The 25,761-nt window shown below is 67.2% G+C and carries 22 protein-coding genes and 1 pseudogene; 14 read left to right on the forward strand and 9 right to left on the reverse strand.

Translation table 11 applies throughout. The features are described from left to right. Positions 1-200: transposase (locus tag J3S89_RS11850; protein WP_217927764.1), on the reverse strand; the 200-nt coding region annotated here is incomplete at its 3' end. A 499-nt stretch (positions 201-699) separates the two neighbouring features. On the opposite strand from J3S89_RS11850, the gene J3S89_RS23635 reads away from it, so the two are divergent. Beyond that, a complete protein-coding gene (locus J3S89_RS23635) occupies positions 700-945 on the forward strand; it encodes a phage integrase central domain-containing protein (protein ID WP_420801579.1) in 246 nt (81 codons plus the stop codon). 58 nt (positions 946-1,003) lie between these two features. Beyond that, entirely contained in the window at positions 1,004-1,318 is a 315-nt protein-coding gene (locus tag J3S89_RS23640) for a tyrosine-type recombinase/integrase (protein WP_420801580.1), read from the forward strand. 374 nt (positions 1,319-1,692) lie between these two features. On the opposite strand, the gene J3S89_RS11860 is transcribed toward J3S89_RS23640, so the two are convergent. Further along, the gene (locus tag J3S89_RS11860) at positions 1,693-2,307 is read right to left on the reverse strand and encodes a response regulator transcription factor (protein WP_217927765.1); all 615 of its coding nucleotides are present in this window, start codon (positions 2,305-2,307) and stop codon (positions 1,693-1,695) included. Here J3S89_RS11860 and J3S89_RS11865 point away from each other — a divergent pair. Together J3S89_RS11865 and J3S89_RS11870 are read left to right on the forward strand one after the other, a co-directional pair. Continuing rightward, on the forward strand, positions 2,281-2,478 hold the full coding sequence (locus J3S89_RS11865; RefSeq protein ID WP_217927766.1) for a hypothetical protein: 198 nt from the start codon (positions 2,281-2,283) through the stop codon (positions 2,476-2,478). The two genes, J3S89_RS11860 and J3S89_RS11865, sit on opposite strands and share 27 nt — an antisense overlap. Positions 2,479-2,681: 203 nt before the next feature. Beyond that, positions 2,682-4,025, forward strand: coding sequence for a WecB/TagA/CpsF family glycosyltransferase (locus tag J3S89_RS11870; protein WP_217927767.1), 1,344 nt, complete (start codon positions 2,682-2,684; stop codon positions 4,023-4,025). Between the two features lie 454 nt (positions 4,026-4,479). Here J3S89_RS11870 and J3S89_RS11875 read toward each other — a convergent pair whose 3' ends face one another. Both J3S89_RS11875 and J3S89_RS11880 read right to left on the reverse strand, forming a co-directional pair. Continuing rightward, the gene (locus tag J3S89_RS11875) at positions 4,480-5,652 is read right to left on the reverse strand and encodes an ATP-binding protein (RefSeq protein ID WP_217927768.1); all 1,173 of its coding nucleotides are present in this window, start codon (positions 5,650-5,652) and stop codon (positions 4,480-4,482) included. A 154-nt stretch (positions 5,653-5,806) separates the two neighbouring features. After that, positions 5,807-8,323 carry a GNAT family N-acetyltransferase gene (locus J3S89_RS11880; RefSeq protein ID WP_217927769.1) on the reverse strand — a complete coding sequence of 839 codons (2,517 nt, stop codon included), beginning with the start codon at positions 8,321-8,323 and terminating at the stop codon, positions 5,807-5,809. A gap of 320 nt (positions 8,324-8,643) precedes the next feature. On the opposite strand from J3S89_RS11880, the gene J3S89_RS11885 reads away from it, so the two are divergent. Both J3S89_RS11885 and J3S89_RS11890 read left to right on the forward strand, forming a co-directional pair. After that, positions 8,644-9,162 (forward strand): putative pterin-binding protein, encoded by a 519-nt coding sequence (locus tag J3S89_RS11885; protein ID WP_230489221.1) that lies wholly within the window; start codon positions 8,644-8,646, stop codon positions 9,160-9,162. Positions 9,163-9,241: 79 nt separating this feature from the next. Further along, complete coding sequence (locus J3S89_RS11890; RefSeq protein WP_217927770.1) at positions 9,242-11,833, forward strand: hybrid sensor histidine kinase/response regulator; 2,592 nt, start codon at positions 9,242-9,244, stop codon at positions 11,831-11,833. Positions 11,834-11,842: 9 nt separating this feature from the next. Here J3S89_RS11890 and J3S89_RS11895 read toward each other — a convergent pair whose 3' ends face one another. Continuing rightward, on the reverse strand, positions 11,843-13,051 hold the full coding sequence (locus tag J3S89_RS11895) for a polysaccharide biosynthesis/export family protein (protein ID WP_217927771.1): 1,209 nt from the start codon (positions 13,049-13,051) through the stop codon (positions 11,843-11,845). A gap of 388 nt (positions 13,052-13,439) precedes the next feature. On the opposite strand from J3S89_RS11895, the gene J3S89_RS11900 reads away from it, so the two are divergent. The 3 genes from J3S89_RS11900 to J3S89_RS11910 are packed head-to-tail and all read left to right on the forward strand — an operon-like array spanning position 13,440 to position 16,458. Further along, on the forward strand, positions 13,440-14,375 hold the full coding sequence (locus tag J3S89_RS11900) for a glycosyltransferase family 2 protein (protein WP_217927772.1): 936 nt from the start codon (positions 13,440-13,442) through the stop codon (positions 14,373-14,375). Between the two features lie 22 nt (positions 14,376-14,397). Further along, positions 14,398-15,414 carry a glycosyltransferase family 2 protein gene (locus tag J3S89_RS11905; protein ID WP_217927773.1) on the forward strand — a complete coding sequence of 339 codons (1,017 nt, stop codon included), beginning with the start codon at positions 14,398-14,400 and terminating at the stop codon, positions 15,412-15,414. A gap of 24 nt (positions 15,415-15,438) precedes the next feature. Then, entirely contained in the window at positions 15,439-16,458 is a 1,020-nt protein-coding gene (locus J3S89_RS11910; protein ID WP_217927774.1) for a glycosyltransferase family 4 protein, read from the forward strand. A 248-nt stretch (positions 16,459-16,706) separates the two neighbouring features. Here the strand turns inward: J3S89_RS11910 and J3S89_RS11915 are convergent, their stop codons facing one another. Together J3S89_RS11915 and J3S89_RS11920 are read right to left on the reverse strand one after the other, a co-directional pair. Further along, the gene (locus J3S89_RS11915; RefSeq protein WP_217927775.1) at positions 16,707-17,984 is read right to left on the reverse strand and encodes a hypothetical protein; all 1,278 of its coding nucleotides are present in this window, start codon (positions 17,982-17,984) and stop codon (positions 16,707-16,709) included. Positions 17,985-17,989: 5 nt separating this feature from the next. Then, positions 17,990-19,420 carry a GumC family protein gene (locus J3S89_RS11920; RefSeq protein WP_217927776.1) on the reverse strand — a complete coding sequence of 477 codons (1,431 nt, stop codon included), beginning with the start codon at positions 19,418-19,420 and terminating at the stop codon, positions 17,990-17,992. Positions 19,421-20,380: 960 nt separating this feature from the next. Here J3S89_RS11920 and J3S89_RS11925 point away from each other — a divergent pair. The 5 genes from J3S89_RS11925 (at position 20,381) to J3S89_RS11945 (ending at position 24,202) form a co-directional block, all read left to right on the forward strand. Next, the gene (locus J3S89_RS11925; RefSeq protein ID WP_230489220.1) at positions 20,381-21,598 is read left to right on the forward strand and encodes an RHS repeat-associated core domain-containing protein; all 1,218 of its coding nucleotides are present in this window, start codon (positions 20,381-20,383) and stop codon (positions 21,596-21,598) included. A gap of 13 nt (positions 21,599-21,611) precedes the next feature. Then, positions 21,612-22,010: a hypothetical protein gene (locus tag J3S89_RS11930; RefSeq protein ID WP_217927778.1), complete on the forward strand. Its 399-nt coding sequence runs from the start codon at positions 21,612-21,614 to the stop codon at positions 22,008-22,010. A gap of 240 nt (positions 22,011-22,250) precedes the next feature. Next, positions 22,251-23,381, forward strand: coding sequence for an RHS repeat-associated core domain-containing protein (locus J3S89_RS11935; RefSeq protein ID WP_230489219.1), 1,131 nt, complete (start codon positions 22,251-22,253; stop codon positions 23,379-23,381). Next, the gene (locus tag J3S89_RS23645) at positions 23,382-23,633 is read left to right on the forward strand and encodes an AHH domain-containing protein (protein ID WP_420801343.1); all 252 of its coding nucleotides are present in this window, start codon (positions 23,382-23,384) and stop codon (positions 23,631-23,633) included. An 8-nt stretch (positions 23,634-23,641) separates the two neighbouring features. Continuing rightward, a complete protein-coding gene (locus J3S89_RS11945) occupies positions 23,642-24,202 on the forward strand; it encodes an imm11 family protein (RefSeq protein ID WP_217927780.1) in 561 nt (186 codons plus the stop codon). Between the two features lie 199 nt (positions 24,203-24,401). On the opposite strand, the gene J3S89_RS11950 is transcribed toward J3S89_RS11945, so the two are convergent. Beyond that, positions 24,402-25,591, reverse strand: a protein-coding gene (locus tag J3S89_RS11950; RefSeq protein WP_217927781.1) for an IS3 family transposase whose coding sequence is annotated in 2 segments (ribosomal slippage) — positions 24,402-25,342 and positions 25,342-25,591 — 1,191 coding nt in all. Because the reading frame shifts where the segments join, the coding sequence is not laid out codon by codon here. 42 nt (positions 25,592-25,633) lie between these two features. After that, positions 25,634-25,761: pseudogene (locus J3S89_RS11955) on the reverse strand (IS5 family transposase); the annotation flags it as partial.

Below are 25,761 nucleotides of genomic sequence, written 5' to 3' on the forward strand. Positions count from 1 at the left end.
TCCTCGAGCGTGCGCAGGCGCGCCGTCTCAGGAACCGTCATCCCGCCGAACTTGGCCTTCCACTTGTAGAGAGTCGTCTCGCTGATCCCGTGCTTCCGGCAGAGGTCCGACGGCTTCATGCCGGCCTGCGTGCCACGCGCGTCGACCTCTCCGGTGAGGTTTTCGCCGGGGCGGTCGTCGCGCGCCTTCGGGATCGTCATCGACGTGCGGATCGACCGTGCCGCCTTCCCGGCCCCGGCCCCGGCCGCCGTCGACGATCAGGCCGCGCCCGGAACCGCTCGACTCGGGCGGTCGATCGGAAGACACCGCGTCGATCGTCCGTCTCGGCGCGGATCCGGACGTAGGCGACGCGGGTGAGTTCGACGATGTCTCTCGGGGAGCCGAGGGCCTTCGTCGAGTTCCGCGCCCTGCGGAGGGGGATGAGCGGTGGCCGGACGTGCGGTGGCACTCGGAGTGACGCCGCGAACGAGCGCGGGAAAGGCGTCGCCTGTGATCGTCGGGGATGAGTGGGCGCGCGTGTCGGCGATGGTCGGCTCATGCGCCGAGGCCGTCCGTCGAATCGCCCGTTGCAGAGCGTCGCGTCCGTCATCGACTCGACGGAAGAAGGCTGCCGTGTCCGGAAGCGGCTTCCATGATCCGAAATCACGTCGGCTGCGGCGAAGCCACGTCAGGACTGCTCGAAAGTCTGGATGATCGAACGTGCGTCGAGCACGTGAGGAGAATTGGTGGACCAAGCAGGAGACCGCCTCTCGTCTCCGCGGCCGCATCGAGAAGGTCCTGGACGCCGCCAAGGCGCGAGGCTGGCGCACCGGCGAGAACCCGGCTCGATGGCGGGGTCACCTCGACCACCTGTTACCTCGCCGTCAGAAGCTCCGGCGCGGCCATCAGCCGGCCATGCCCTACGAAGAGGTCCCGGCCCTTCGTCGGGCGCCTACGAGCCCGTGACGCCGTTGCGGCACGAGCACTCGAATTCCTGATCCTGACCGCCGCCCGCTCCGGCGAGGTGACCGGCGCCACATGGAGCGAGATCGATCTCGCCTCGAAGGTTTGGACGGTTCCCGCCGGTCGGATGAAGGCCGGCCGGGAGCATCGCGTGCCCTTGTCCACCCGGGCGGGCGAGATCCTGAAAGAGGCGGCGAAGCTCCGCGAAAGCGATGAGCCGACCGCCCACCTGTTCCCGAGCAGCCGACGAGGGCAACCGCTGTCGAACATGGCGTTCAAGCAGTTGCTGGTGCGAATGGGTGAGACCGGCTTCGTCCCCCACGGGTTCCGATCGTCTTTCCGCGACTGGTGCGGCGAATGTACTCCGTTCCCTTGAGAAGTCGCCGAAGCGGCGATCGCCCATATCGTCGGGAATTCGGTCGAGCAGGCCTACCGCCGAGGCGACGCGCTGGAAAAGCGAAGGTCTATTATGAACGCCTGGACGGCTTTCACCGAGCCGCACGAAACATGAACTCAATTGCGTCGGTGGAGCTCCTGACCTCGGGATCCTATCGAGGGTGGCCGGTCGTTGTCTGACGACCCGTGCGAGTGATCTTCGCCCCCTACCCGCGCTTCATACCGTCGAACACCGCGGCCGAGGCATGGAGCCGTCGGCTCTGTTCGGCGTTCTTCGACGTGAAGGCTCGGTCGCTACGCTCGGACGATCCATCGCGAGCCGAAGGTTCGCTGTTGCGCCGACGAGAGAGACGATCAGAACAACCCCTCTTCCTTCGCGATGATCGCGGCATGGGTTCGATTGCGGGCGCCGATCTTCCGGCAGAGCGTCTTCACGTGCAATTTGACCGTCACTTCCTGCAGGTCCAAGGCGAGCGCGATCTCCTTGTTTGAGTGCCCTTCGACGAGACCACCGAGGACCTCCAACTCCCGCTTGGTGAGTTTGGTCGCGAGCGGATTTTCCGGCACGTCCTCCTTCTCGGTCATGAAGCGGATCGGCGCATATTGCTCGCCCGCCGCCATGAAGCGGACGGCATGCACCAGCGATTTCGCCGGCAGGCTCTTCGGAACGAAGCCGGCGGCGCCCGCCGCCAAGGCCTTTTCCGCGATGGTGCGATTGGCGGTCCCTGAAATGATGCCGACCGGACTGCCGTAGTTGAGCGTCTTGGCGCGGGCGAGACCGTCGAACCCGTCCATGCCGGGCATGCCCCAATCGAGCAGGACGAGATCGAACGGGCCTTCCTTGGTGATGCGCTCGGCCGCCTCGGCGAAGTCGGCGACGACGACGATCTGCATGCCGGGTTCGCGCGACAGAAAGGCCGCGATCGTGTCTCGGACGAGTTCATGATCGTCGGCGAGCAGAATCTTCATCGCTTCCTCTCGATCGAGCCGCCCATTTCCAATCCGATCCCTCGGTTCCGGTCGATCCGACGAAGGCTCGCCCACGGCGCGCATCGTCCGGACGACTCGCAGATCCGCTCGGAGAGCATCGTTTCTATGCCCGAGAAAACCGTCGGTACCACCGCCTCGATGCTCCGGTGACACCTCGCTACGGAAGAGACACTACCATCCCTTCTTCGCAACTTCACCGCGATTTGGGATGCCGCGCCTATCCGAATGGATGGGGGCGGGGCGATTTCGCGATCTCATGCCCCGAAAGGCGTCCGAACATCGCCTTCCGAAAGCAAAACGTCTCGTCGAAATCGGGTATCCCTCGGTCATCGAACCGCCGGGAGGCCGAAAAGATGATCAACGCCGCGACGATCGAGGTCATGAACCTTCCGATCCTGAATACGACGAGCAGAGAAGCGATCGAACTCCTCAACAGTTCCGCCGCAAAGACGGGCTTTTTCGTCAACGCGCACTGCGTCAACGTCGCCTCGAAAGATCCCGTCTATCGTTGGGCACTCGGAAAGGCCGATCATCTTCTGCCCGATGGGATCGGGATGAAGATCGCGGCGCGGGCCGGTGGTGATCGGCTCGTCGAAAACCTCAACGGCACGGACCTTTTCGTGCCGCTCGTCCGCGACGCCGCCGCGCGCCACCGCTCGATCTTCTTCTTCGGCGCGGCGCCCGGCATCGCCGAGGCCGCCGCCGCCAAGGCGACCGAACTGGCTCCCGGCCTGCGCATCGCCGGATGCCGCGACGGCTATTTCTCGCCGAACGAGGAAGACGGGGTCATCCGCGCCATCAACGCGAGCGGCGCCGACATCGTGCTGGTGGCGCTCGGGGTTCCGCGTCAGGAGATCTGGATCGCCCGCAATCGCCCTCGCCTGAACGCCGGCCTGGTGATGGGCGTCGGCGCCCAATTCGACTTCTGGTCGGGCCGGGTGCGACGGGCGCCGGCGATCGTGCGGCGTCTGTCCTGCGAATGGGCGTGGCGCCTCGCCCTGGAGCCGCGCCGCCTCGCCCGGCGGTATCTCGTCGGCAATCCGCTGTTCCTGGCTCGTGTCGCCGCCCGCAAGACGGCCGAAGCCGTCGCCTCCGAACCCGGCCGTCTCGGAAAGCGACTTCTCGACGTCGCTCTCGCCGGATCGGCCGTGGTGGCTCTCTCCCCGGTCCTGCTCGCCATCGCGGCGGCGATCCGGACGACCTCGCCCGGACCGGTGCTGTTTCGCCAGGAACGCGTCGGGGAAGGCGGTCGCCGCTTCACCATGTTGAAGTTCCGCTCGATGTGCAACGACGCCGAGCGTCGCCTCGACGATCTGCGGCGGGTCAACACGCGCGCCGGCGTCTGCCTCAAGGCGGCGGTGGATCCGCGCATCACGCCCGTCGGCCGCTTCCTCCGGCGCTTCTCGCTCGACGAGCTGCCTCAGCTCTTCAACGTGCTGCGCGGCGAGATGTCGATCGTCGGCCCCCGTCCGGCCCTGCCGCGCGAAGTCGCCGCCTACCCGCCCGAAGCCATGGAGCGCCTCGTCGCGCGTCCCGGACTGACCGGCGTGTGGCAGGTGTCGGGTCGCGCCGACGTCGCCTTCGACAAGATGGTCGGCATGGACGTCGCCTATGGACGGTCCCGTTCGCTCCTGCTCGACGTCGCCCTGATCGGGCTCACCGTTCGAGCCGTGTTCGGTGGTCGCGGCGCCTATTGAAACGAGTGCCGCATCACCGCAACAGACCGGTGGAGCGATCGTCGCGAAACACCGGCATCCCCTGTGCCTCGCCGGCTCCTCGGCCGCCCCGGACCCGCCCCCGGGGACGGCCGTCGAGCCGGCCTTTTTTCGTATCCGTCGGGCTTTCCGCAGGGCGCGGTCGAAGGGGGCCGTCGACGACGACCCCACGCGACGACGCCGGAAGATCCCGGCCGGTTCCCGGCGCGAGGTGGGGCGGTGGCGTTCGCCGCCGCGAGGCTTCGGCCCGGCCTGGCCTCGTGGCCGCGCGAGAGCTGCGACGACCGGGGTTTCGCGGCACGTGGCGGTCGTGCCGCCGCTCGGCGCGGCTCGCATTGGTCCTGCGTCCGAGCGCGAGGGATTTCCCCGGGGCGCCGACGGATCGGACGGCGATCTCGCCCGTCGGCGTCGTATCGAACGACGACGGACGGGCCGACTATGCCAGCCGCAACAGCGCCCCGATCAGACGCGCGTCGTCGCTGGGCACGTCGAGGACGACGTCGTTCGAGGCGTGGCCTCGCCCGTGCGGAAACAGCGCGACGTCCATCGTCTGCTCGGCGTGCAGATCGCGCGTCGGGCGACCCGCCAGCGCCCCAGCCAGGGCTTCGGCGAGGTCGACGCCGATGCGGTCGCCGAGGTGGCTGATCTGGATCGGACGCGGATTGCACTCGAGCAGGATCGCCCGTCCGGTCGCGCACTCGATCATGAAATCGAACCCGACGAAGCCGGTGATCCCCAGGGCGGCGATCATCCGTCGCGACGCCGCCTCCATCGCCGGATGCGCGGTGATCTCGACGACGCTGCTCGGCCCGTTCGGCGTGAGGGTCCGGACGACCGTGCCGGAGAAGGCGGCGAGCATCCGCCCTTCGATCGCGACCGCCGCGACCATCGCCGGCGCCCCGTCGACCGCCGCTTGGACGTCGACCGCCGTCGCGACCGGATACCAGTCGCGATCGAGCAGGCGCCGCGCCAGGCGACGCGCGGACGACGGCCGTTGGTCCAACATGCGTTCCATCGCGGCGGCGAGCGCCTCGGCGTCGTCGCAGGCGACGACGCCGAGCCCCGCCCAACCGAACGATTGCTTCAGATAGACCGGCCAACCGAGGCGATCGGCGGCGCCGAGCGCCGCAGCGACCGTGCCGACGGTGGCGCCGTCGGGGGTGGCGACGCCGATCCGGCGCGCCAAGACCTGGGTCTCGCTCTTCATCAGCATCGCGTCGAAACGATCGGGGTGCCCGAGGGAGGCGATCAGCGTGCGTATTTGACGCGAGGCCAGACGGCGGCAGCCACCCGCGCGCTCGGCGCGACGCACCAGCGCCTGTAGGCAGGCCACCGCGCGCTCGTCGCACGCCACGACCAGATCGGGCAGGCAGGCGTCCATCGCCCGCGCCAGCGACCGCTCGAACCGATGCAGAGCGGTCACGGCGTCGAGCGGAAAGACACGCTCGAGAAATCGCGTGGCGGCGAGCGGGTCGTCCGGACGGCACAGGGCGTAGACGCGAAAGCCCGCCTTCACCAAGGCGCGGGGCAAGCGCGACGGACCGCATCGCTCGACTTCGAACGAGATCATCAGGATCGAGGGACGGCCGGTGGTGTTCCGCTGGGACATGATGAAAACCTCACGACGGAGGATGACCTGAAATTCCGCGCATGTCCGGTCGGACGGCGCACCGTCGGCAACTTCGACGGCGAGACCTCCCGCTTTCCACACGGGGTCGGCACGTCTTTCGACGGCGTCGGATCGGGCTGCGCCGCGCGCGCGGTCACGCCGGTTCGCCGAGCCCACCAGATGCCTCGACGGCGGGCGCAGCCAGCGGGCGCCCACCCGTCACCAGGGCCTTCAGTCGACGCCGCCAGACCACCGGAAGGCACCGCCGCAACCGATCACGACCGCGCGTCAGCGCGTCGAGGCCGGCGCGGGTGAACAGCACGACCCGTCCCCGCGCGCCGTTGGCGATCTCCCAGCGCGTGACGGTCTCGCCGTCGGTCGCCCAGACCTGCTTGTAGGGCTCGTCGCCGATGCGGAAGTCATAGTCGAGACCCTCGGCGATGCACTCGGCGAAGCACTCGGCGAGCAACAGATTGCCCGGCGCCAGGGTGTGGAAGGCGGGATCGTAGACGGTCACGAACCCTTCGAAACGGCGGCGGTCGACGGTGCCGATCTTGACCGCGACGAAGCGGTCGTCGAGCGCGCAGGCCATCACCACGAGCCGCCCGCAGGCGCCGGCGCGACCGGCGAGGGCGTGCAGGAAGGCACGATATTCGGCGGTGGCCAGAAAGGCGTTCGCCTCGCCACGACGTCGCAACCAATCGGACTTCCGGGCGATCGCCCAATCGATCGCGCGGCGCGCTTCGCCGACGTCGTCGACGATGCCGCTGGTGAAGGTGCCGCGCGCCTCGAAATGACGCCGCCGACGGCCGAGTTCGGTGCGCAGCTTCCCCGGCAGAGCGGCGAGATGCGCTTCGGTGGAAGGGAACGGGCGCAGCGCGCGCATGAAGGCCGGGATCGGATGGGCGCGACGCGGCAGCCCGTCCTCGGCGATCGCGCGCGCCCGGGCCGAGGCCGCGCGGACGAAGCCGATCTCGATCACGTCGGCGGGGCAGCTATCGCGGACGAAGCGATGGGCGGCGGCGAGATCGTCGCTCTCCGTCGCGCCCGGGGCGACCAGGATCTGGTCGTATTCGGTGCTCTCCGAGCCGAGACCCAGGGCGACCGTATGGCCGCGACGCGAGGCGAGCACGAGCGGCCACACCAGGCGGAGCTCGTCCCCCTCGCGCAGGACGACGACCCAGAGGCGACGTCCGCGCGGTCGGGCGGTTCTCTCCCAGCCGGTGCGGCACCAGTCGAAGCCCTGCGAGACGCGGGCCTCGGGCACGCGCGCCCACAACGCTTCCCACTGCGGCCGGAGCGCATCGAGGCCGGCCTCGTCGGTCACCACCTCGAAGCGACGTGTCGCTCCGGCCTCGCTCGTCGGCGGGGCGACCGGCGGCAGCACCGTCGGCGGCACGATCACGCAGAAGGCGGCGAGGACGACGATCTGGACCACCAGCACGGCGACGGCCACCGCGAAGATGCCGATCTGCGTCGCGGCGAGGAGGGCGACCACCAGCACGGCCGTCAGGGCCGTCTGCCAGCGCAGCTCGATCTCCGGCCGGCCGACCGCCTTGAGCAGCTGCGAGGTGGCCGAGGCGAAGGGGCGCGGCAGGGCCGACAGGCAGATCACCATCAGCACCGGGATCGCCGGTTCCCAGCGATCGCCGAAGACCAGCGGAACGTAGATCGGCGCCAGGAGAACCTGCGCCAGGACGAGCGGCACCACCAAGAGGGCGAGGGTGCGCAGGGTCGAGCGGAAGCGCCGGCGCAATTCGCCGCCGTCGCCGCCGGCGGCGCACAGATGCGGAAACACGGCGATCCCGAAGGCGTTGACGAGACCGAGCGAGATGCCGAGGCCCGCGTTGAAGGCGAAATAGTAGATGCCGAGCGCCTCGGCGCCGAGGAACCAACCGACCAGCAGATTGTCGACGTTGGCCTGCAGCGTCGTCATCAGCTCGACGCCGAGGACCGAACGGCCGAAGCGCAGGATGTCGGCGGCGCCGGTGAGGCCGCGGCCGAGGCCGAACGGGCGTTGCGGCCGCCAGGCGTGTCCCCAGCGCAGGAAGCCGACCCAGATCGGCGCGACCAGGAGTTTCGGCAGGACGATCGCCCACAGGCCGAGACCGGCGAGCGCCAGGATCGTGGTGAGTATGTTGTCGACGACGACCTGGACGGCCCCGGCCAGCGCGATGCGGCGCACCCGCCCCTCGCGCTGCAGGAAGGCGGATTGGATGTTGCTGAGCGGGCTCGCCAGATAGATCGGCGCCATCGCGGCGATCGGCAGGGCGAGGCTCTCGTCGCCGAAGGCCGCCGCCACCGGCACCGCGAGGGCGATCTGCAGCACCATCAGCCCGGTGCAGACGATCCAGGTCAGCGCCTGCGCCGTCTCCGCGACCGCCTCGACGCGGTCGGGCGCGGCCTGCACCACCTTGGCGGCGATGCCGTTGCGGGTCATCAGGGCGACGAGTTCGTAGACGGTGAGCACCACGGCGGCGCGCCCGAGATCCTCCGGCATCAGCAGGCGGGCGAGGGCGATCGTCGCGGCGAGCCGCGACAGACGGATCACGATCTGCGCCGAACCCATCGCCAGCAGATCGGCGGCGAAGCCGCGCGTGCCGATGCGGCGGAGGGCGGCGATGATCCGGGTGGAGAGCGCGACGTCGGTGGAGGCGATGGAAGCGGTCACGGACGATGATCCCCTCGAGAGCGCGGTCGCGCCGCGCGTGGAACGCACGATCCGTTTGCGACACGGCGGCGCGTTTTCCGTTTCCTAGGCGCGAAGGGGCGCGATCGGATCGGTCCTTGCGGTCAGGGGACGACGCAGACGATGAGGGGTCCTATCCGTTCGGAGAGGTCGGCGGGACGGAGCGGCCGCGCCGTCCCATGGATCGCGCCGCGGCGTTTCTATCCTTTCGGATAGGCGCCCCCCTTCCAATGCGACGTTGCTCGCTTCGCGTATTCGTCTATCTCTGATGGAAGAACACCTCAGGGATGGAGGCGCAGATCATGAGACTTCTCGCCATGGCGCTCACCGTGCTGCTCGTCGGCTGGATCGCTACGAGCCGCGCTCCGTCGGTCGAGGCCGCGGAAGCCACGCCCGAGACGAAGATCCTTCTCACGGTCACCGGGCGCATCGCCGCGCCGCACGGGCCGAAGGGCGCGACCTTCGACCTCGCCGCGCTGCGCGCGCTGCCCCAGACCACATTCCAGACCGCGACGATCTGGACGGAAGGTCGCCCGACCTTCACCGGCGTGTCGCTGCGCAAGCTTCTCGACGCGGTCGGGGCCTCCGGACGATCGATCCATGCGGTGGCGCTCAACGACTACGCCGTCGACATTCCGGCGGCCGACGCCGTCGAGGGCGGGCCGATCGTCGCCTACGAGATCGACGGCAAGGCCCTGCCGGTTCGCAACCGCGGTCCGTTGTGGATCGTCTACCCCTACGACGCCCGGGCCGACTATCGCTCCGAAGTGATCTATGCCCGCAGCATCTGGCAGCTCGATCGGATCGAGATCCGAGATTGACGCGGCGTCCAGAGGCGACGCGCCGTTCCGATGAACGCCGGCAGCGACCCGCGAGGACGCGGTTGCGAGGAGGCGATGAATGCCTTGGCGGGAGGACGAGAAGACGCGTCGCCGGGCGCTGTCGCTGCGACAATTCGCGCTGGTGCTCGGTCTGCTCGTCGTCGTCGGCGCGGTGCTCGGCCTGCTGGGGACACGCATCGCGCGCGAACTCGAAGCGCTGACCGCGGCTCCCTCCGACAATCAGCAATGGGAGATGGCACAGGTCGAGGTCGAAGCCCTGGTGCTCCTGGATGCGATCAAGTCGGTGGAACTGGGGCTCGCTACCGGCCTCGACGAAGTTCGCAAGCGCTTCGACATCTTCTACAGCCGCATCTCGGCCACGCAGACCCGTCGGGGTCGCGCCGCCGACGCCTCCGTCGACGAGGCGACAGCCGCCTTGGGCCGCATTCGGACGGGGCTCGACCGCCTCGCTCCCCTGATCGACGGGGCCGACACGGACCTGCGGGCCCATCTCGGCGATCTGCGCGAGGAGGTCGCTCGCCTGCGCGTCCAAGCGCGGAGCATCGCTCTCGCCTATGTCCGCTTCTTCGCACAGAAATCGGATGCGGAACGCAAGTCCCTCGCGGACCTGATCGAGCAGACGTCGATCGTCGGGGCGGTGTTCTTCGTCTTTCTGTCGTTGTCTCTGATCGTCCTCGTCAGGTTGTTCCAGCTCTCCGACGATCGGGCCCGCGCCCTGACCGAGAGTCGCGATCGCTTCGAGAAGACGATCTCGGCTTCGCTGGACGCCATCGTCGTGGTCGACGACGCGGGGCTGGTGCTCGACGTCAATCCGGCGGCCGAGCAGATGTTCGGCTACTCGCGCAATGCCTTCGTCGGTTCGTCTCTCGTCTCGATGGTCATACCGGAGCGTCTGCGTGAATCGCACGCGGCCGGGTTCGCCCGCTACGTCGCGACCGGCCGGCGGCGAACGGGTGAGACAGGTCGTCTCATCTCCACGGCACGCCGGGCGGACGGAACGGAGTTTCCCGTCGAGCTGTCGCTCGGTGCCTCGGTGCGCGGGGATCAACGCATCGTCATCGGCTTCGTGCGCGACATTTCCGAGCGCGTGCGGATCGAGCAGGAACTGATCGGCGCCCGCGACGACGCTCTGGCGGCGGCGCGCGCGCGCTCCGATCTCCTCGCCTTCATGAGCCACGAGATGCGCACGCCGCTGAACGGCGTCCTCGCCATTCTCGATCTGTTGCGAGAGACGCCGCTCGACGAGCGCCAGACGGGATACATCGACACCGCGATGCGCTCCGGCGAGATCCTGTTGCATCTCATAGCCGACGCGCTCGACGTGACCCGCCTGCAGTCGGGGGTACCGATGCTGCGTGAGGAGGTCTTCGACCTCGCCGAGCTGATCGAAGAGGTCGCCGCGATCAATCGCCCCGCCGCCGCCGCCAAGGGCGACGGCATCGTCGTCGACTCCGATCTGCCTCCGGGCGGTACGCTCGGCGATCGCAATCGCCTCCGCCAGATCCTGATGAATCTCGTCGGCAACGCGATCAAGTTCACTCGGGACGGCACCATCCGGCTCGAGGTGCGGATCGAGCGCGCACTCCCGGAATCCCCGACCGTGGAGATCGCCGTCGTCGACACCGGCATCGGCATCGCGCAAGAGGAGATCGATCACGTCTTCGAGGAATTCGTGGCGCTCGAGCCCACGGACGCCCGGATTCCTCGAGGTAGCGGCCTGGGGCTCGCGATCGCGCGGCGTCTGGTCGAATTGATGGGCGGAACCCTGACGGCGACCAGCCGCGTCGGGGCCGGGAGCCGCTTCGTCCTGACGCTGCCGTACACGACGGCGGCGGTCGAGACGAGCGCAGCCTCGCCCGACGACGTCGAGGATGTCGCGCGCCCAAGATCGGGGCTTCGTGTCCTGCTGGTCGAAGACAACCCGACCAACCGACTGGTGACGCACGAGATGCTGACGATGCTCGGGGCGAGCGTCGAGGAAGCCGAGGACGGCGAGGTCGGCGTCGCCGAAGCGACGGTCGGTCGTTACGACCTCGTGCTGATGGACCTCGGTCTGCCGAAGCTCGACGGGCGCGCCGCCACGCGCGCGATCCGCGCCGACCCGCGAGCCGCGTCACGGGACGCGCCGATCGTCGGCCTCACCGCGCATGCGTTGCCCGGGGTCGAGGCCGATCTCGTCGCGGCCGGAATGAACCGATGTCTCTACAAGCCACTGCGGCTCGCCGATCTCAGAGCCCTGTTGGTCGACCTCTTCGGCACCGACCCGCAAGCCGGCGCCGAGGCCCCGAGCGATGGGGACGAGGGGGCCGAGGCGACGATCCTCGACGTCTCCGAACTCGCCGAACTCGCCGAGGTTCTCGGGCAAGACCGGCTCGTCGCACGCCTCGAGGCCTTTCGCGGCGAGATCGACGCGGCGGTGTCGTCCCTCTCGGCGCTGCCTCTCGCCGAGCGGGGGGCCGCCGCCCATCGCTTGGCCGGGTCGGCCGCCGTCTTCGGCGCGGTCGGACTGCGCGCCGCCTCGACCGCGCTCGAGACGGCCTGCGCCGGCGGCGACGCCGCGGAGGCCGATCGATGTTCGGCGGCGCTCGAAAAGGACGCGAAGGCGACGATCGTCGCGCTCGCCGACCTCGTCGCCGATCTTCGCGCGTGACGGCCGTCGTCAGTTGGTCTTGACCGTCGACAGGACCACGCCCAGCTGCCGGGCGACGTCGAAGACGTTGGTCGATCCGCTGTCGTAACAGGCGAGCGCATCCTCGGGCAGGATCCAGGGATCGTATTCGTCGCGATCGGCGCGCCGCAGAAGGCTCTCGAGGTTGCGTTCGACCACGATCGACGACCCGGTGATCGGATTTCGCGTGAACAGGACCACCGTCCTGTCCGCATTGGTCAACCGGGTCCCGCCGACGCAGTTCATCCCGACCGCCGCCTGAAGGAAGCGGGTGCCCCAGCGCAGCTCCCGCGCCTCTTTTCCGTTGAGCGATTGGGCATTGGAGGTCGCGGGAACCGTCAGGTTCGACAGGAACACCTTCACACCCGGCGGCGAGATCGGCGAAGGCTTCATCAGCGCCTCCTGGAAACAGCCGCGCGAGGGGACGTCGATCTGGTCGCCGGCGAGCAGGATCGCGTCCGTGTGGGCGCGGCCGAGAACGGCCGGGCGCAGATCGAAGGTGAGGCGGCGCTCGCCCCTGAGCACGGTGACGCGCGACAGATCGGCGTCGGGGCGGACGCCGCCGGCGGCGCGGAGCGCGCGCGACAGCCGTCGTTCGTCGCCGGCGGCGCCGATCGCCGCCAGCCGGTCGGCTTCGGTCCGCGTCGCGGTCGGTCCTCCGATCTCGTGGGCGCCGGGCTCGAAGACGGCGCCGCTCACGAACACCCGCGCCGCCGCGTAGCCCATCAGACGGACCGAGACCTGCGGCGCGGTCGGGTAGTTGCCGGCGGCGACGAGCGCGCGCGCCAGATCCGCCTGGACCGCGTCGACGGTTCGGCCGAGCGCGCGAACCGGCGGCAGATGGACCACGCGCAGGGTCCCGTCCTGCGACACCCGGTACTTGCCGCTGAAGGTGGCGTCTTCCGACAGCGAGACGTCGAGAAGGTCGCCGATCGACAGAATCTCGACGTCGCGCGGAACCGCGCGGAGCGCCGCCGTCTCGCTCACCGCGCCGGCCGGGCTGGTGCAGCGTTCGGCATTGGCCCCGGCGGAGGTGCCGGTCGCGATCGGCGCGGCGCCGACGGACATCAGCCGATACTGCGCCTGATAACTCTCGCCGGTGGTCACCGGCTCGACGTTGGCGATCTCCTGGGTGACGGAGCAACCGGAAAACAGCAGAAGGGCCGCGAGGGCGGCGCTCCGGCGCCGACCTCGACGCATCCGATCGAGGCATCCGGCGTTCGGATCGGATCGATCGCACATGCGTCCCGTCGCTATGGTCATGCACCCTTCCAAACGCACCGAGGCGCGGCACCCGAATCGTTTCGAGATCCTACGTCGCATCGCGGTTCCGAACAGCCTCGACGATACGCGTAATCCACTTTGAACGGTGGCGGCCCTCGATTGCAACCCGCCCCCGTCTCTTCGTCGTGGACGGGATCCGACGAAGGGGGTGGCCCTATCCCTCGGCATAGGTCCCGGAGCGACCGCGCCTCCGGTCTCTGCCGAGGAGCGACACGCGAGGCGCTCGAGCGGCGCTATCGATTTCCCACAGACGTCGGCGCCGAGCCCTTCCCCCCACGCACCGACAACCGATGGGACCTTCGCCATGCCGCTCTTCTCCGTGATCATCCCCGCCCACGATGCCGAGGCGACCCTCGTCGCCACGCTGGTGTCCGTGACCCGTCAGACCTGCGACGACTGGGAGGCGATCGTTCTCGACGACGGGTCGACCGATCGCACCGCCAAGATCGCGAATGCCCTCGCCTGCGTCGACAAGCGGGTCCGGGTCGTCTCCCTGCCCGGAGTCGGGCCGAGCACCGCGCGCAACATCGGCGCGCTCGCCGCTCGTGGGCAGTTCCTCGCCTTTCTCGACAGCGACGATCTCTGGGTGCCGGAAAAGCTCGCCGTCTGCGCCGCCACGCTGCGCGCGTCTCCCGGCGTCGACGGTCTCTTCGGCCGCGTCTCCTTCTTCGAGGGCGAGCCCGCCCGCGCCCGCACCGAATCGCGCGTGCGTCCGGGATCTCTCGTCCTGCGGGACCTGATCGGCGAGAACCCGGTCTGCACCATGTCGAACCTGGTCGTACGGGCATCGTCTTTCCGCGCCGTCGGTGGCTTCGACGAGACGCTGCGGCACGCCGAGGATCTCGAATGCCTGATCCGGCTCGTGGCGTCCGGCGCGGTCGTCACCGGTCTCGATCGTCGCCTCGTCTTCTATCGCACCAGCCCGTCGGGCCTCTCCGCCGATCTCTCGGCCATGCACACCGGGTGGCGCAGGGCGGTGGAGACCGCGATGAAGGCCGACGCGGATCTGCGCGCCGGCGAGGTCCGCGCCGCCGAGGCCGCCCACCTGCGCTATCTGGCGCGCCGTGCTCTGCGCGTGAACACGCCGAGCGGAACCGCGCTTCGCCTGTCGATGCAGGGGCTCGTCGCGAGCCCCGCCGCTTTCTTCTCCCCGCTCCACCGCGGCGTGCCGACGCTGGCCGCCGCGCTCGTCGAACCGCTGATGCCGACGGCCCTTCGCCGCCGCCTCGCCCGCCTCTGACCCCGATCGAAGGAGACCGACCATGTCCCTCGCCGCCATCGCCCCCACCTGTGTCGCCCCGATCGCCTCGATCGTCGTGCCGGCCTACGACGCCGCCGCGACCATCGGCGAGACGCTGCGGTCGCTGCTCGCCCAGACCTTCGCCGACTTCGAGGTGATCGTCGTCGACGACGGGTCGTCCGATCGCACCGCCGAGATCGTCGAGGGCTTCGAGGATCCCCGGATCCGGCTCGTCCGCCAGCGCAACCGCGGTCTCGCCGGCGCCCACAACACCGGCATCGCCGCCTCGCGCGGCGAGTTCGTCGGCTTCTGCGACGCCGACGATCTGTGGATGCCGGAGAAGCTCGAGCTGCACGTCGACCACCTGCGGCGCGAACCGGAGGTCGGCATCTCCTTCGCCGGATCCTCGATGATCGACATCGAAGGGCGGCCGCTCCGGGTGGCGCAGCGTCCGAAGCTCACCGGCCTCACCGCCGCCGACGTCTTCCTGCGCAATCCGATCGGCAACGGCTCGGCGGCGGTGGTGCGCCGGGTCGCCTTCGACGCCATCGCCTGGCGCCCGCCGCAGGAGAGCGAGCGCGACTGGTGGTTCGACGAGACCTTCCGGCAGTCGGACGACATCGAGGGTTGGCTGCGCTTCGCGGTCACCACCGACTGGCGCATCGAGGGCATTCCCGGCCTGCTCACCGCCTATCGCATCCACACCGGGGCTCTCTCCGCCGACATCGACCGGCAGTTCAAGACCTGGGTGCGGATGCGCGACAAGATCGCCGCTCTCGCCCCCGATCTCGTCGAGCGCCACGGCGCGGCGGCGACCGCCTATCAGATGCGCTACCTAGCCCGCCGGGCGGTGTCGCTGCATCAGGGCCGCGAGGCGGCGCGCCTGTCGCGTGCCTCCCTCGCCGCCTCGCGCGTGCCCTTGTGGCGCGAGCCGGTGAAGACGGTGGTGACGGCGCTCGCCGCCGAAGTCCTGAACCTTCTCGGCGGCGCCGGCGGCCGCCTCGTCGAAGCCCGGCTGCGCTCGGTCGCCGCCCACTGATCTCTCGTCATGAGGATGCCAGCCATGATCCCTTCCGTCGTGCATCTCGTCGACGACACCTCGCCCGGTGGCGTCACCCGTCTCATCGATCACATCGCCCGCTCTCCCGCCTGCGCCCGCTTCGGCGTGCATCGGGTGGAGACGGTGAAACGGGGTCGGCTGACGCCGCCGCCGCTCGCCGCCGACGTCGTCGTCTCCCATCTCAGCATCTGCTGGTCGAACCTGCCGATGCTGACGGCCCTCCGGGCGAATTTCCCCGCCTCGCCGCTGATCCACGTCGAGCACAGCTACTCGGAACGGTTCCACGCGCTGAAGGTCGAGAACCACGAGCGCTTCGCCGGACTGTTGCGCACCGCCTATTCGTTGTTCGATCGGGTCGTCGCGGTCTCCGACGAACAGGCCGGTTGGCTCGCCCGGCGTCGGTTCGTGGCGCCGGCAGCGCTCGCCGTCGTCCCCCCCTGCGTCGATCTCGAGCCGTTCTTCGCGGTGCCGCAGCGCCGTCCGGGGGCGGTGACGAAGTTGGCGGCGATCGGGCGCTTCGATCGCCAGAAGGGCTTCGACATCGTCGTCGACGGCTTCCGTCTCGCCGACGTGCCCGGCCTCGAGCTTCATCTCTTCGGCGACGGCCCCGAACGCGAGAGCCTCTATCGGCGCGCCGGCGGCGATCGGCGGATCGTGTTCCACGGCTTCACCGCCGACGTCGCCGGCGCGATGGCGCGTTGCGACGCCGTGGTGATGCCGTCGCGCTGGGAGCCCTATGGTCTGGTCGCGCTCGAGGCCTTCGCCGCCGGTCGGACGCTGATCGCGTCGACCGCCGACGCCCTCGCCGGTCACGCGCGGGCCGGCGGGATCGCGGTCGGCGACGGATCGCACTTCGGCTGGGCCGACGTCCTCTCCCGTCTGCCGACGATGGACCTCGACGCCGGGGTGACGCGCGCGCGCCTGCACGCGGCGGCGGCGGAAGCCCGCTTCGCGAAGAACTGGCAGGCTCTGCTCGCCTCGCTCGGGGCGACGCCCGCGCTGCCCGAGACCCTTGCGGCCTGAGCCGCGGCCCCCTCCGGGGCCACGGGCGCCGAGACGCGGCCGTGATCCCCCTCCGCCCGTTCCATCGCGACGAGCCGGATCTCTCCGAGGTCCGGCTCGTCGGCGTTTCCGGGAAGGTTCGGTTGCGGTGTCGGGGGAGAGGCGTCGCCCCGGCGTCTCGCGACCCGTCACCATGGTCCTGCCCGCGAGCGAAGACGGCTCCGGCGCCGAGATCGACGGCAACGGCTCGGCGTCGCCCCGGCGACGGATCAGCGGCCGTCGGGCGAAGCGGGCGGGGACGCCATCTCGCGCAGGTGGATGCCGAGGAGAAGGAACGCGGGCCAGAACAGATAGATCTCGATTTCCAGGTTCTCGCCGAAGGTCAGGATGGTCAAGAGCAGCATGAGCCCGAACGGCAGGCGGCCGCGAGCCCCGCGCACCGCGTCGCTCAGCGTCACGGTGAAGTGCCAGATCATCGGCACGGCGAGAGCGGCGACGCCGAAGACGCCCTTGACGAAGAGCAGGCCGTACCAGGTGTGGTGGCTGCCGATCGGCATGAATTCGACCATGTGCGGCCCGCGCTCCACCGTGCCGTGTCCGAACCACACCGCCTCCGACTGCCAGCGGTTCCAGGCGATCTGTTGCAGCAGCGATCGCACCCGGGAACTGCTGGCGCGCGCGCCGTTGAAGGAGCGGATCGCGTCGTCGACGAGGGTCGCGACCAGCGGACCGGCCACCGCCAGGGCACCGGCGGCCACCGCCGCGGCGAACCACGTTCCGGCACGACCGGCGAAGGGAGCGAGGCGCGGCAGGGCGAAACAGACGAGCAGCGCCACGAGGCTCATGCGCGAGGCCGAGAGGAAGATCATCGCGAGCCCGGCGAGAACGCCCGTGACGAGCCACCCGCGTCGCCGCTCCTCGAGCGCGAAGAGGATGATCGCCACGCCGAGCATGCCCGCGAAGGGCGACCACGGCGCATAGAACTGCCAGCGTGCCGATCCGACCTCGGGATCGAGCGTGTAGAGATAGACGGAGAAATATTCCGGCCCCGGTCCACCGACGACCTCGAGCGGCGAGGTGAAGAGCTTGGACGGCAACCCGAGCACGGGCGCGGCCAGCAGAGCCGGCACCAGCAGCAGCGTGACCGCCGACAGGATGCACTGGGCGCGGACGAGGACGCCTCGGCGGAGCGGCAGCACCGCGCCGGCGGTGACGAGGACGGCGATCATCGCCCAGCCCTTGGCCCAGCCGATCGACGACTTGATCAGCATCGGCGCCCCGAGATCCCACTGGAGATGGCCGATCCACAGCGCGACGAGCATCACCGCCATGCCGACGATCCAGGCCCAGGCGAGCGGAGGGACCGGCCCGGCGGCGCGCAGGGTGGGGCCGAGCGCCGGGCCGAGAAAGAGCGAGAGCACGGTCAGCCCGCCCAGGACCCACACGACGACGGGGCCGGCGACATAGAGGCCGCCGACCGCGTAGAAGAGCCAGGTGAGGACGATCGTCCAATGGACGAGGGCCTCGGGTGTGGTGCGATCGGGCATGGGCCTCACGCTGTGGCGAGACCGCCGTCGCCGACGAGGTCTCGAGACGAACCGTCCGGTCGACGGCGCAGGTCGACCAATCGCTCGATGATCCCATGTCGCATCCAGGCGAGGAAGAGGCCGAGGCCGAAACATCCCGTCGCCGCGAGGCCGCCGACGACGGCGAGGAGCTGGCGCAGACGCGACGGCGCTTCCGGCATCGTCGGCGGCTCCAGGATCTGGGTCATCGGATAGGAGGCGAAGACGTCGGCCTTGACCGTGTCGATCCGCGCCAGCGCGGAGGCGAAGACGGCCTCGGCGATCTTGTAGTCGCGATCGAGGCTGCCGAGCCGGGTCGCCGGCTCGAGCAACGACCGCACGCGGGCCTCGGCCCGCTCGTAGTCGGCCTTCAGCGACAGCATCTGCGACGCTCTGCCGTCGCGGTCGGCGGCGAGGGTGATGAGCTTCGACAGGAGTTCGCCGCGATTGCCGCTGGCGGAGCGGTCGATCTCGCGCGTCAGCGCCGCCTCGGAGAGGCCGGTGAGGAGGACCGCGCGTCGCAGGGCCTGCGCCGTCGCGCCCGCGAGACGGGTCCGCGCCGCGCTCATCACCGGATGGTTCGGACCGAACCGGGCCCCGAACTCGGCCGTCTCTGCCGCCGCCTTGCCGACCGAGGTCATCAGGGCGTTGAATTCGGGATCGGCGTGCAGCCGGATCGTCTTGGCCGCGACGTCGGGGGTGATACCCAGCGAGGCGACCAGCGCGTCGACCGCGCCGGAGGCCTCTTCGGCGGAGGCGCGCGCTTCGACCAGCCGCGCTCGGAGGGTCTCGGCGGCTGCGACCATGCCGTCGTATTGCGCGGTCGAATTGAGGCCGGCGGAGACCTGGAGGTCGCCGATCCGGCTGCGGATCGCCCGGACGCTCTCGGCGTATTGGCCGATGGCGTCGGTGGTGGAGTGTTGCCGGCGCCGGATCTCGTCGTCGCGCAGCGTGTCGAGGGCGCTCTGGAAGGCCTCCAGCACCGCCCGCGCGCGATCGAAGGCTTCGGCGGGGGTGCGTCCCTTCATGGTGAAACGGATGAGGCTGGTCTCGTCGACGAGCTTGATCACCGGCTTGCCGATCGACGGCGCATGCGTCTGCAACGCCGTCGCCGCCCGGTCCAGGACGACGTCGGACAGCAGCAGGTTCTTGTAGGTGACGGTCGGGCTGAGGGAAGCGCTCGCGTAGGCCGGTGGCGCCGAAGACGTCGCCTGCCCGATCTCCGACAGGTTGATCGAGGTCGAGGCGCCGGCGCCCGGCAGGATGAGACCGACCCGCGATTCGAAGCTCGGCGGCGCCGTCAGGAGGAAGGTCGCGACCGGCACCCAGATCACGCCGAGCGCGATCGAAAAGGCGGTCACATAGCGGCGGCGACGCCCGTCGCGCGGCCGCGCCGATCGCCCCGAACGCCGAAGCAAGCCGGACGAGAGCCTCGACGGCCAGGAGAAGAACGCCCCACTACGGCCGATCGCCGTCGTCGTCCGATCGGCGCCGCCCGCGAGAACCTCGCCGTCGATCGGCGGCGGTTCGAATCCTCCCGTGAGAGTTTCGTTGGGTGAAGACGGTGTGTGGCCCGACATGTGCGGCATCCTCTCGTTGGGATGACAGTTAGTCGCACGCGTGCCGACCGGGGCGGCTCATCGGGCTGTGAAGATGGTCGAGAAGGCGCGTCGCGCTATTCGAAAGGATGGTCCGGCGATCGCGACGACCAGCATCCCGAATGTCACCCGAACCATAGGTTCGGAGCCGACCGACGGAGGAGATGCCGGATGGCTGGTCGGATCGCGGTGCGGGTGCCGAAAGCGCGCGGCGCCACGGTTGGGTCTCCCGATTTCTGGCGAGCCTGCGGTTGCGGTCGAACCACGAGAAGGTGCGTTCGCTCCTCCAGAGCGCGTCAGCACGCCGAAGCCGAACGGATCGTCGGTTCGCTTCACGATCTCCAGGCGCAAGGCCGGAATGGCGGCGACCGTGTCCACCGGGATATGACCGTAAGTCACCGAGACCTGGAGTCGGTTTGACCGAACTGCAGAGATCACAACGCGCGCGATCTATTCGCATCAATAGGGAATAGTGAAGATTGTCACACTCTGAGAACATCACCGAAGCGGCAAGCTTCCGAGCCTCGCCGATCACCCGAAATGCGTCTGCGGCGCGAGACCGCCGGAAATGAACCCGGTTGCACGCCGAGTAGAATTGCCTCTCGTGGCCGAGAGACCGATCTCGTTCAGTCACCAGCTACGGTGCGAACGCAATGTTCGGCCAGCCGGCGACGAACAGTGGCGACGCCGATGCCGAGTTCCCTCGCAATAGCAGTCGGGCCTCGGCCTTCCGCGGCGAGGTGAGCGACATCGTCGGATATGGGGAGTCGCCGCCGCCCCTTGTACTTGCCCTCGCGCTTCGCCTTCGCCTACGCCCCGGGCGGCGAACGGCTCACCAAATCGGTGACCCACCCCGGCACCGGATGTTCCGGCACCAAGACCGATGTCTCTCTGACCCTCACCCCCGACATCGAGCGGGGCACGCGTTGGACCTGCGCGAACGGGCAGTGGTCGTCGGCGACCACCTGGACCAAATACCCTCATGCCGATGCCTCGATCGTCGGCACTGGCGCGGCGGCGGCGAAACGCTATCTCCACCGCGACCATCTCGCGACCGTGTCGCAGGTGACCGACGGCACCGGCGCGACGGCGGAGACCGACACCTACGACGCCTACGGCACCCGCACCCCGACGGTGCTCGTCCCCGGCGCCGCCCCCGAGGCCAAGGGCTTCACCGGCGAACGCGACGATCCGGAGGCAGGGCTCCTCTATCTCCACGCCCGGTATTATGACCCGAAGCTCGGGTTGTTCGTCTCGCCGGACACATGGGATCCGCTGAAGCCGGGCGTCGGGACCAACCGCTACGCCTATGCGGACAGCGATCCGGTGAACAAGGCGGATCGCAATGGGCATTTCGTCGGTGTCGACGATGCTGCCGTCTTTCTCACGGCACTCGCGATCACTTCCGTGATCGTTGCGTGGGATACTCATCTGAAGCTCGAGGAACAGACCTCCTCGAAGCATCATGCGTCGATGCCGGATTCGATCAGTCCGGCAACGCTGGGGAAAGGAAGCGACAAGAGTTCACCGGCTGCCGCAGTCACAACGTCGGGGGTAACACCCTTCGGCGGGACGGTGATTGGCACTTACGCACAGGTCAAAGAATACAATCAAGCCTTGACCCAAATCGATGGCATCAAGCGTGATGCGCATCACATTGTTCAGGAAGCCGCAGTCAAAGATTTTCCCGGATACAACTCCGCACGGGCGCCGGCTATTTCCATGACAAAAGAGCAGCATGTTGCGGCCACAGCCTTTCAACATTCTTATCCAAAAGATGGTAGAAAAGTATTAAATGATGAATACGCAGTTGGATACGGCTCGATGATTTTTTCTGGAACCACTACCCCTCCAGCTGCAAAGGGTCTAATACAACAAAATGCAAGGGGATATTTTGAAGGAACATTGGGTCTTAGTCCGAACACTCCAACCAACACGCCATGGGGTGAAAAGCGAGACCCAAAAGGTCCGCAAGAAGAAGATAGATCTCAACCATGAAATGGAGGAAGCTATGAAAATTGAAGAGCATGGAAATTCAGTTCCAGATGTCGTTCTTGATAGAATTCCACGAATAATATCAGACATTATTCGTTTTGATAAGAGAGATCTTCCGAATTCTGTGGATATTGCTATTGCAAATGCAGATGTGTTTTGGGAGACAGCTTCCGCTGTTTACAATGATATTGATTATGAAGGAGAAAATTTGCGCCCATACATCAGACATGTTTTGGCAACGAAGAAAAATCCAGGATCTATATCAATATTCCTTAAAAGCAAAGAAACCGGAACCAGAGACATTATGTTGTTCATTGTCATATATCAGGCCAACAAATCACCTTTGATACAGCTAGGCTCTATATTAAACGTAGCAAAAAATATGCCAGCAATTACTTGTCCGAAATTATTATGATTTTCAAAAATAGGATTGTTGTATCTTAAAAGGAAATACAAAATAAATCAACAATAATTTATCGAATAGTATTGATCTAATTATATAATCTGAAAACAAATGGCGCATAGATAAATAAATCCGTATAAAACTAAAGTTCTTTCAAATACAGATTGAACAGCTTATCGTCTCGCGATCAACGTCGACACCACCGCTCGGTCTCAGACCTTCGCCTACGACCTCGGCTCGCGCTTCACCAGCGTGACCGGCAACGGCACCTACACCTACGGGACCACGCGACCCCACCCGCCGACGACCGTCGGCGGCGGCGCCTACACCTGGGACGTCGCCGGCAACATGGCGACCGGCCTCGGTCGGACCTTCACGTGGGATGGGGAGAACCGTCCGTCGACCATCGTCGCAGGAGCGGCCACGCTCGCCTTCGCCTACGCCCCGGGCGGCGAGCGGCTCACCAAGTCGGTGACCCACCCCGGCACCGGATGTTCCGGCACCGAGACCGACGTCTCTCTGACCCTCACCCCCGACATCGAGCGGGGCACGCGTTGGACCTGCGCGAACGGGCAGTGGTCGTCGGCGACCACCTGGACCAAATACCCTCATGCCGATGCATCGATCGTCGGCACCGGCGCGGCGGCGGCGAAACGCTATCTCCACCGCGACCATCTGGCGACGGTCGGCCGGGTGACCGATGGCACCGGCACGACGGCGGAGACCGACACCTACGCCCCCTACGGCACCCGCACCCCGACGGTCCTCATCCCCGGCGCCGCACCGGAAGCCAAGGGCTTCACCGGCGAACGCGATGATCCCGAAGCGGGGCTCCTCTACCTCCACGCTCGGTATTACGACCCGAAACTCGGTCTCTTCGTCTCGCCGAACACGTGGGACCCGTTGATGCCGGGTGTCGGGACCAACCGCTACACCTATGCGGACAGCGATCCGGTGAACAGGGCAGATCGGAATGGGCATCTCGTCGGCGTCGACGACGCGGCGCTGATCGCGAGTGCGTTTGCTCTGACAGCCGCCATTGCCGCTTGGGACGCACACCTCAAAGCCGAGCAGCAGCATGGGCCGACACTTGGAGCGTTCCCGAATGCGTCGGCACCGACTGCAATCAATCCAGCTGCTGCACCGAAGGATCCCGTCGCGACTCTCGAAGCCGCGCTTGCGAACGGGTCGATACCGGGCGCCCCTCACGGCCTCGCGGGTTCCTTCGCGATGTCGAACGTCCGGTCCGGACAGGGTGCTTTCCGCGACGCACTGACCGCGAATGGCGATCTGTCCAAGAACCAGCAGGCGCATCACATTGTCGCGGTGGCGGCCGGCAACAGATGGGCCGCAGCATCCCGTGACAAGCTGAAAGATGTTTGAATCCAGGTCAATGACCCCGTGAACGGAGTCGGCCTCACAAACCATCGTGGACCGCATACGCACAAATACGACCAAGCGGTATATGGAAGACTTGAACGCGCTACTACACTTCCGGAAGTGATTGCGGGTCTTCGTGGAATAGCAGCAGAATTGAAGGCGGCCGATCTCTTCGGATTTTCCCCGAACGACTGGGGCGTGGCACAAGGCCGCTCCGATAAGACGTCGCCGAATCCGAACTCCGACGACAGATGAGGTGTGCCATGTATTGGTGGATGTGCATCGATGAAACGGGGCACCCGGAGCCGAAGACCGTGCCTACAATCAGCTATCAACTCGAAGAACTGTCTGACCCATGCTTCGTACCTGATTTTTCGAATTGCCGCTTCGAGTTCGAGCGAGAGGAATGTGTCGATGACGCGATCATGGATTTCGCCACTTTCCTGCACCCCGCATTTTTCATCAGCGAGAAAGCATTCGATATAGTGGGAAAATTCATTTCCCCAGTATCGAGACCATTACCCTTATCATGCGAAGGATATATATATTATTTCATCAAGATCGACGTCGAGCTCGACCTCTTCGACTATGAAGCGAGCAAATTTTCTCGTTGGGGGATGTACGAGAGGGTCGAAGACGAGGTGAACATGGTGACCCGCGTGATCATCAAGCATCCTCCGCCGGATAGTCCCGACATCTTCCGACTGAAGGGACGCAGTGGCGTCCGAATGAACATCATCGTCTCCGACCGCTTCAAGAAGACCTACGAAGAGAATGGGCTGACGGGACTGTACTTCAAACCGGCCGAACCATTGCCCAACTGAAGACGGACCCGAAATCCGACGACCAGAGCGCCGCCCTCCGGGCGGCGCTTCTTTCTCGGCGGATAGAAATATATTCCCATCTTTCCCGCCCAAACGCGCCGATTGCCCCTCCCCTCCGCAGGCGCGCCTTCCACGTCTCCTGCGCGAAAAGGTAGAAATACAAAGCAAATACATTAAAAATGACGTTGCCCCCCGAGTTTTATCCAGTTCCGAGTTGGCTCTGGCGGTTGGGATTGCCCTTCGGGGCGGGGTGAACGGCGGGAGGCGGCGCGGAGCTGCTCGAGTTGCGCAGCGCCGTCTCTCGACGCGGGAAGGTGCGGGCGAACTCGGCGGGTGTCTGCCAGCCGAGCCGCGAATGCGGACGGGCGTCGTTGTAGTCGACACGCCAGCGACCCAGCAGCACGCGAGCCTGGGCGAGCGTGGTGAACAACGTCTCGTTCAGGAGTTCGCCGCGCAGGTGCCCATTGAACGACTCGATGAACGCGTTCTGGATAGGCTTTCCCGGCGCGATGTAGTGCCACTCGACCCGGGACTGGTCGGCGCAGCTCAGGATCGCGTTGCTGGTGAACTCTGTGCCGTTGTCGCTGACGATCATCCTCGGCTTGCCGCGTGTCGCGACCAACCGATCGAGTTCGTTTGCCACGCGCAGCAGGCCCGAGAGCGACGTGTCGGCAATCAGGGCGATGTTCTCGCGGGTACAATCGTCGACGATCGTCAGAATGCGGAAGCGGCGGCCATCGGTCAGCTGATACGATACGAAGTCGAGGCTCCAGCGATCGTTCGGCCGCAGGGCGACCTGCATCGGCGCTCGCGTGCCGAGAGCGCGCTTTCGGCCGCCGCGCCGGCGCACGCCGAGCCTCTCCTCGCGATAGAGCCGGAACAGCTTCTTGTGGTTGACGACGATCCCTTCGCGCCGGAGCAACACATGCAGGCGCCGATAGCCGAACCGCCTGCGCTCGCGGGCGAGTTCCGTCAGCCGCTCGCGAAGCACACGGTCATCCGGCCGCGTGGTCTCGTAGCGAATGGTCATGCGGCAGAAGCCGGTGGCTTTACACGCCCGCCGTTCGCTCATCCCGTGGGCAGCCACGAGATGAGAGACGGCGTTCCGCTTCTCGGCGGGCGTCACCACTTCTTTCCCAACAGGTCCTTCAGGGCGACGTTGTCGAGCATGGCGTCGGCCAGCATCCGCTTCATCTTGGCGTTCTCGTCTTCCAGCGCCCGCAGGCGCTTCGCCTCGGAAGCGTCCATGCCGCCGAACTTGGCTTTCCACTTGTAGATGCTCGCATCGCTGACGCCGTGTTTGCGGCACAGGTCCGAGACCGCAACGCCGGCCTCGTGTTCCTTCAGGATGCCGATAATCTGCTCTTCGGAAAAACGGCTACGCCTCATGCTCTGGTCCTCGAGTTGGGCCAGAGCGAACTTCAAACTGGATTAGGTCCTGTTGACGAATAAGCGTATCCATAGGCGGACGGCGGCGATGAGGACGAAGCCGAGATAGCTGTCGGCGGTCTTGTCGTAGCGGGTGGCGAGGCGGCGCCAGTTCTTCAACCTGTTGAAGC

It is taken from the genome of Pinisolibacter aquiterrae (genome assembly GCF_019160155.1).
GTDB classification, from domain to species: Bacteria; Pseudomonadota; Alphaproteobacteria; order Rhizobiales; family Ancalomicrobiaceae; genus Pinisolibacter; species Pinisolibacter aquiterrae.

Coding starts and splice junctions, on each gene's coding strand:
- J3S89_RS11865 (WP_217927766.1), top strand. CDS start 2,281: ATGATCGTCGGCGAGCAGAATCTTCATCGCTTCCTCTCGATCGAGCCG.
- J3S89_RS11860 (WP_217927765.1), bottom strand. CDS start 2,307: ATGAAGATTCTGCTCGCCGACGATCATGAACTCGTCCGAGACACGATC.
- J3S89_RS11870 (WP_217927767.1), top strand. CDS start 2,682: ATGATCAACGCCGCGACGATCGAGGTCATGAACCTTCCGATCCTGAAT.
- J3S89_RS11875 (WP_217927768.1), bottom strand. CDS start 5,652: ATGTCCCAGCGGAACACCACCGGCCGTCCCTCGATCCTGATGATCTCG.
- J3S89_RS11885 (WP_230489221.1), top strand. CDS start 8,644: ATGAGACTTCTCGCCATGGCGCTCACCGTGCTGCTCGTCGGCTGGATC.
- J3S89_RS11890 (WP_217927770.1), top strand. CDS start 9,242: ATGCCTTGGCGGGAGGACGAGAAGACGCGTCGCCGGGCGCTGTCGCTG.
- J3S89_RS11895 (WP_217927771.1), bottom strand. CDS start 13,051: ATGCGTCGAGGTCGGCGCCGGAGCGCCGCCCTCGCGGCCCTTCTGCTG.
- J3S89_RS11900 (WP_217927772.1), top strand. CDS start 13,440: ATGCCGCTCTTCTCCGTGATCATCCCCGCCCACGATGCCGAGGCGACC.
- J3S89_RS11905 (WP_217927773.1), top strand. CDS start 14,398: ATGTCCCTCGCCGCCATCGCCCCCACCTGTGTCGCCCCGATCGCCTCG.
- J3S89_RS11910 (WP_217927774.1), top strand. CDS start 15,439: ATGATCCCTTCCGTCGTGCATCTCGTCGACGACACCTCGCCCGGTGGC.
- J3S89_RS11915 (WP_217927775.1), bottom strand. CDS start 17,984: ATGCCCGATCGCACCACACCCGAGGCCCTCGTCCATTGGACGATCGTC.
- J3S89_RS11930 (WP_217927778.1), top strand. CDS start 21,612: ATGAAAATTGAAGAGCATGGAAATTCAGTTCCAGATGTCGTTCTTGAT.
- J3S89_RS11945 (WP_217927780.1), top strand. CDS start 23,642: ATGTATTGGTGGATGTGCATCGATGAAACGGGGCACCCGGAGCCGAAG.